Genomic DNA, 5,659 nt, shown 5'->3' on the forward strand with positions numbered 1-5,659 from the left:
CCGCAGACCCGCGGCCGACGCCCTGCACGAGGCCGGGCTGGCCCCGGTCACCCTGGCGGAAAAGGAAGGGCTGGCACTGACCAACGGGACCGACGGGATGCTCGGGATGCTCGTACTCGCCCTTGCCGATCTGAACCGTCTGCTCGACACGGCCGATCTCGCCGCCGCGAGCAGTGTCGAAGCGCTGCTCGGCACCGACCGGACCTTCGCCGCCGACCTGCAGGCGCTGCGGCCGCATCCGGGGCAGATGCGGTCCGCCCGGCGCATGACCGCCGCCCTCGACGGCTCCGAGATCGTCGCCAGCCATCGCGGACCCGCATGCACCCGCGTGCAGGATGCGTACTCGCTTCGCTGCGCTCCGCAGGTGCACGGCGCGGCACGGGACACGGTGACGCACGCGGAACAGGTCGCGGATCGCGAACTGGCTTCCGCCATCGACAACCCGGTGGTGCTGCCGGACGGGCGGGTCGAATCCAACGGCAACTTCCATGGTGCACCGCTCGCCTATGTGCTCGACTTCCTGGCGATTCCCGCCGCGGACCTGGCGAGCATGGCCGAGCGCCGCACCGACCGGCTGCTCGACCCGGCCCGGTCGCACGGGCTGCCGCCGTTCCTCGCCGACGATCCCGGCGTCGATTCGGGCTACATGATCGCCCAGTACACGCAGGCCGCGGTGGTTGCCGAACTGAAGCGGCTGGCCGTCCCCGCTTCGGTGGACTCGATTCCGAGCAGCGCGATGCAGGAGGATCACGTCTCGCTGGGCTGGTCGGCGGCGCGCAAGCTGCGCCGGGCGGTGGACGGGCTGTCCACCGTCGTGGCGATCGAACTGCTGACCGCTTGCCGGGCGCTGGATCTGCGCGCACCGCTGCGGCCGGCGCCGGTGACCGCCGCGGTGCGTGACCTGGTCCGGACACGGGTGCCGGGACCGGGTCCCGACCGGCATGTCGCACCGGAAATCGCCGCGGTGCGGGAACTGGTGCTGGAAGGCGCGTTTCTCCCGTTGCTGGAGGAATGCTGATCCGTACCGGTGCGGACACTCTCCGAAATCATCGGGCACGAGAATCACTCGTGCCCACAAGGCGCTATTCTCCTGCCGGGTAAGGGAAATCACACAGTCACGCAAGCCGCCGCGGGCGCCCCCGGCGAGCAGGGGCCGCCGTGGCGCTGGGTAACGTGGAAGGTGAATTTCACCGGCTCGGGAAGGGCTGCCCCGTGGATCCCTCCATAATCGTCATGGTGGTCGTCGTGGCCGCACTGGCCTTCGATTTCACCAACGGTTTCCACGACACCGCGAACGCCATGGCCACTTCGATCGCGACGGGGGCTCTGCGGCCGAAGGCGGCGGTCGCGATTTCCGCGGTGCTGAACCTGGCGGGCGCTTTCCTGTCGGTCGAGGTGGCCAAGACCATCTCCGGCGGCATCGTCGACGAAGCGAGGATCACGCCGGTGGTGGTCTTCGCCGGACTGGTCGCCGCGATCATCTGGAACCTGCTCACCTGGCTGTTCGGCCTGCCGTCGAGCTCCTCGCACGCCCTGTTCGGCGGGCTGATCGGGGCCACCTGGGTGGCTTCCGGCGCCGGCGCCGTGCATTTCGGCAAGATCGTGGAGAAGGTGCTGCTGCCGGCGGTGGCTTCGCCCGTGATCGCCGGTGTGGTCGCGATGGCCGGGACCTTCCTCGTCTACCGGATCACCGCCACGGTGCGCCAGGACGTGGTGTCGCGCTCCTTCAAGACGGCGCAGGCGCTTTCCGGCTCCCTGGTTTCGCTCGCTCACGGCACGAACGACGCGCAGAAGACCATGGGTGTGATCACGCTCACGCTCATCTCGTCGGGTGCGCTGGCCGCCGGTTCCGCACCGCCGCTGTGGGTGATCCTCAGCGCGGGTGTGGCGATCGCCGCCGGTACCTACTTCGGTGGCTGGCGCATCGTCCAGACCATGGGAAAGAAGATCACCGACATCCAGACGCCGCAGGGTTTCGCGGCGCAGACCAGTGCGGCGGTGACCATCCTGGCGTCCTCGCACCTCGGGTTCGCGCTGTCCACCACGCACGTGTCCTCCGGCGGGATCATCGGCTCGGGACTGGCGCGTGACGCCCGCGGCGTGCGGTGGAACGTGGCCGGGCGGATGGCGCTGGCCTGGCTGCTCACCCTTCCGGCCGCCGGCCTGGTCGGCGCGCTGGCCGCGCTGGTCGCGCGGCAGGGCGCCGTCGGGACCGTCCTGGTCGGTGTCGCGGGGGTGGCCGTGGCACTGGTCATCTACCTGCGGTCGCGACGGCGTCCGGTGACCGCGGACAACGTCAACGAGACCGACGGGCCCAGCGAACCCGAGCAGCCGCCGGTCCCGGTGGCAGCCTGAACCAAGGGAGCCAATGGTGCACATCAACTGGGCTGCCCTCGGCAGCGTCTCACTGGTCGCGCTCGTCGCGGTCGCCGTCGTCACGACGCTGTTCGCCGTTGGCGTCCGCGGCCTCGCCACCCACACGACGGCGCGCGAGGGCGGGCAGAGCGGCGTGGGCGGACTCACGACCGCGTTGCTGTGCTTCGCCGCGTGCCTGGCCGTCGTGGGCTACGGCATCTTCCTGATCGTCGCGCGCTGACGCTGGAGCAAGGGACGTTTACTACGGGTGCCGTGGGGGTGGGGTTGGAGTAAACATCCCCTGCTCCACATCCCCAGCCCCTCAGCCGGTCAGATCGCGGGGAACGTCCTCGCCGGGGAGCAGGCCGGAGAGGTAGGCGACGCGCGAGGGGTTGTCGAGCATCGGCACGATCAGGGGAAGCGCGTCTTCGGGGAGGACCTCCAGGCTGGCCTCGATCGTCGGTTCCGGTAGGTGGTCGAGGAACCTTGCGATGGTGATCCAGTCCTTGCGACGGCTCAGCTCGGCCGCGACCGCGAGGACCACCGGTTCGGGCATTCCCGAGATGATCCCGGCGGCCCGCCGCGGGTCCAGTTCGGCCGCGACGTCGGCGAGGAAGTCCGGTGACAGGCGCTTCGCGATGTCGATGCCCCGGGGTGGTTCCACGAGGCCCGCGATGCGGGCCGACAGCAGCGGGCCGAAGGAGCGCTCCGCCATCCGGGCGAGGATGGGGCTCGGCAGCAGCCTGCTGCCCGCGGCCATTTTCTCCAGTGCGCCCCGGTGCGCGTCGAACAGCCGCCCGGTCACCCGCTCCCGCAGCGCCCGCAGGTCCGCCACCGGCACTTGATCGAGATAGCCGAACCGGTCCGGCGGGGCCCCCAGCAGGCGGGCGAGTTTGACGATTTCCGCTTCCTGTGGCGTCACAGGCCCATGGCTTTCCGCACTGTGGGGCGCAGCAGTGCCGGGATGTGGCGCATCGCCTCGTCGCCGACTCGCGACAGCGCCGCGGCCTGCCGTCGGTGCGCTTCGCGCAGCGCCTCGGCGAGGTCCTGTTTGTGTTCCTCCGGCAGCGCCTCGACGCCGTCGGGCAGGGACCCGAGAAGTCCGGCCAGGCTACGGTCGCTCATCGCCCGATCATCTCACCTGTCTACCGTTTCGCCCATGACTGTGAACACCCCCTCGGACCCGTCCGGCATCGAGACGGCGACCATCCGCGTGGGCGAGCTGGACGCCTACCTGGCCCGTCCGGTGGGCGGCTCGCCGCAGGGCATGCTGCTGCTGCCCATGATCACCGGTATCGGCGCGCAGGTCCGCGACTACGCCGAGACCATCGCCCGCACCGGCGTCACCGCACTCACCTGGGACACCTGGCACGGCGTGAGCAGCGACGACACCGGAATGCCCGCGCTTCTGGCGAAGCTCGCCGCGCTCCAGGACGACGTGGCGCTGGCGGAGCAGAAACAGCTCCTGGACCACCTGCTCGGTGAACTCGGCTGCACGAAGGCCGGGGTCATCGGCTGGTGCCTGGGCGGCCGGTTCGCGCTGATCCTCGGCGGGCAGGACGACCGCCTGGCCGGTGTGGTCGCCTACCACCCCACGGTGCCCGGCACACCGCCGCCGAACCACAAGGTCGACGCGGTGGCGCACACCGCGCGGATCAAGGCGCCGGTGATGATGCTCTACCCCGGCGCGGACGCGGCGGTGCCGCTCGAAAGCTTCCAGCGGCTGCAGACCGCATTGCAGTCCAGGGAGACGGGCGCGAGCATCGTGCACGTCTACCCGCACGCCGAGCACGGCTTCAGCGACCGCAAGAAACACCGGAACCCGGTCAACGCCGAGGCCTTCGCGCTTTCCTGGCCGCAGGTGCTGGAGTTCATCCAGGTCACCACCGCCTGAACCTAGCGCCGCGTGGTGCGGCGGGTGGCGGTCGCGGTCAGCGGGTCCTCCGGCCACGGGTGCTTCGGATACCGCCCGCGCAGCTCCGCCCGTACCGCCGGATAGCCCTGCCGCCAGAAGGACCGCAGGTCGCTGGTGACGGCGGCGGGACGCCCCGCCGGGGAAAGCAGGTGCAGGACCACCGCGACACCCGCCACGCGTGGGGTGTCCAGCCAGCCGAAGGTCTCCTGCAGTTTCACCGGCAGCACCGGCTTGCCCGAGCCGTAGTCCAGGCGGATACGGGAGCCCGAGGGAACTTCGATCCGGTCCGGGGCGAGCTCGTCGAGCCGCGCTGCCTCCGGCCACGGCAGCAGACGGCGCAGCGCGGCCGTGGTGTCGATCCGGGCCAGATCCGCGAGCCGCCGTGCCGTCCCCAGTTCCGGCAGCCACTCGTCGAGACGGCCCAGCAGTTCGCCGTCGTCCACCCCGGGCCACGGCGGACCCAGCACCTCGTGCAGGAAGGCCAGCCGTTGCCGCAGCCGTTCCGCCTCCGGCGACCAGGGCAGCAGGCCGAGCCCCTCCTTGCGCAACCCCTCCGCGAGCGCCGCGGACACCAGGCGGGGATCCGGGGCGGGTAGCGGTCGCTGCCCGAGCGTGATCGCCCCGAGCCGCCGCACCGACCGGGCGAGGACGTCCCCGCCGGACCAAGCCACCTCTTCCACTTCGGACAGCAGGTTCGGGGCGGCCCTGGCGGCCAGCTCGGCGTCGGCCCGCGCGGCGAGCCGGATCACGCCGTGTGCCCGTCCGGGATCACGGGTGGCCTCGGCAACGGCCAGCCATTCCACGTCGCCGAGGCCGCTGCCGGCGGGCAATTCGGCCGCCGTGCCGCTCGCCATCAAGTAGACCGGTGAGCCCTTCTCGCGCCGTCGTGCCAGGCGTTCGGGGTAGGCCAGGGCGACCACCAGCGCCGGATCCGGGCGATCCGGTCCGCCGCGCACCAGCCGGGCCAGCCGCCGGACCTCGGTGCGCCACCGCTGGTCTCCGGTGGCGGACAGCCTGCGCAGTTCCGCTTCCACATCGGTGAGCGTCGAGCCGGTGTCGAGCAGGGCCACCACCTCGGCCGCCGGGCGAGCACCGACCTCGGCGGCCCCGTCCAGCAGCGCGCGAGCCAGCCGCGGATGAAGGCCCAGCCCGGCCATGTCACGACCGCGTCCGGTCACCGTGCCGTCGGGGGCGACCGCGCCGAGGGTGCGCAGCAGTTCCCGGGCAGCGGACAGGGGGCCTTCCGGGGGCGGGTCCCACCACGACAGCCCGCTCCCGTCCGGAGTCGACCAGCAGGCCAGTTCCAGCGCCAGCCGGGACAGTTCCGCGGTCCGGATCTCCGGTTCGGGATAGGCGGGCAGCGTGGCCTGGTCGTGGCGCGCCCAGCAC

At 71.6% G+C, this 5,659-nt stretch carries 7 protein-coding genes; 4 read left to right on the top strand and 3 right to left on the bottom strand.

All coding sequences use genetic code 11. The annotated features are described in order from the left end of the window. The 3 genes from FNH05_RS30560 to FNH05_RS30570 all read left to right on the top strand — a co-directional run. On the top strand, window positions 1-1,018 hold a 1,018-nt coding region (locus FNH05_RS30560), incomplete at its 5' end, for an aromatic amino acid lyase (protein ID WP_144592323.1). Window positions 1,019-1,212: 194 nt separating this feature from the next. Next, window positions 1,213-2,355: an inorganic phosphate transporter gene (locus FNH05_RS30565; RefSeq protein ID WP_144592324.1), complete on the top strand. Its 1,143-nt coding sequence runs from the start codon at window positions 1,213-1,215 to the stop codon at window positions 2,353-2,355. A 16-nt stretch (window positions 2,356-2,371) separates the two neighbouring features. Beyond that, on the top strand, window positions 2,372-2,596 hold the full coding sequence (locus FNH05_RS30570) for a hypothetical protein (protein ID WP_144592325.1): 225 nt from the start codon (window positions 2,372-2,374) through the stop codon (window positions 2,594-2,596). A gap of 81 nt (window positions 2,597-2,677) precedes the next feature. Here the strand turns inward: FNH05_RS30570 and FNH05_RS30575 are convergent, their stop codons facing one another. After that, on the bottom strand, window positions 2,678-3,277 hold the full coding sequence (locus FNH05_RS30575; protein WP_144592326.1) for a hypothetical protein: 600 nt from the start codon (window positions 3,275-3,277) through the stop codon (window positions 2,678-2,680). Next, window positions 3,274-3,480, bottom strand: coding sequence for a hypothetical protein (locus FNH05_RS30580; RefSeq protein WP_144592327.1), 207 nt, complete (start codon window positions 3,478-3,480; stop codon window positions 3,274-3,276). Before FNH05_RS30580 ends, FNH05_RS30575 begins: the two co-directional genes overlap by 4 nt. Window positions 3,481-3,514: 34 nt before the next feature. Here FNH05_RS30580 and FNH05_RS30585 point away from each other — a divergent pair, with 34 nt between their 5' ends. Continuing rightward, the gene (locus FNH05_RS30585) at window positions 3,515-4,249 is read left to right on the top strand and encodes a dienelactone hydrolase family protein (protein ID WP_144592328.1); all 735 of its coding nucleotides are present in this window, start codon (window positions 3,515-3,517) and stop codon (window positions 4,247-4,249) included. Between the two features lie 2 nt (window positions 4,250-4,251). On the opposite strand, the gene FNH05_RS30590 is transcribed toward FNH05_RS30585, so the two are convergent. Then, window positions 4,252-5,659 (bottom strand): ATP-dependent helicase C-terminal domain-containing protein (locus FNH05_RS30590; RefSeq protein ID WP_281287649.1); only part of this gene is annotated, 1,408 nt, incomplete at its 5' end.

Origin of the sequence: Amycolatopsis rhizosphaerae, from assembly GCF_007713715.1 — a bacterium.
Lineage (GTDB): Bacteria > Actinomycetota > Actinomycetes > Mycobacteriales > Pseudonocardiaceae > Amycolatopsis_E > Amycolatopsis_E rhizosphaerae.

Bases quoted from the DNA above. Each gene is read 5' to 3' on its own strand.
- FNH05_RS30580 (WP_144592327.1), bottom strand. From the start codon at position 3,480: ATGAGCGACCGTAGCCTGGCCGGACTTCTCGGGTCCCTGCCCGACGGC.
- FNH05_RS30585 (WP_144592328.1), top strand. From the start codon at position 3,515: ATGACTGTGAACACCCCCTCGGACCCGTCCGGCATCGAGACGGCGACC.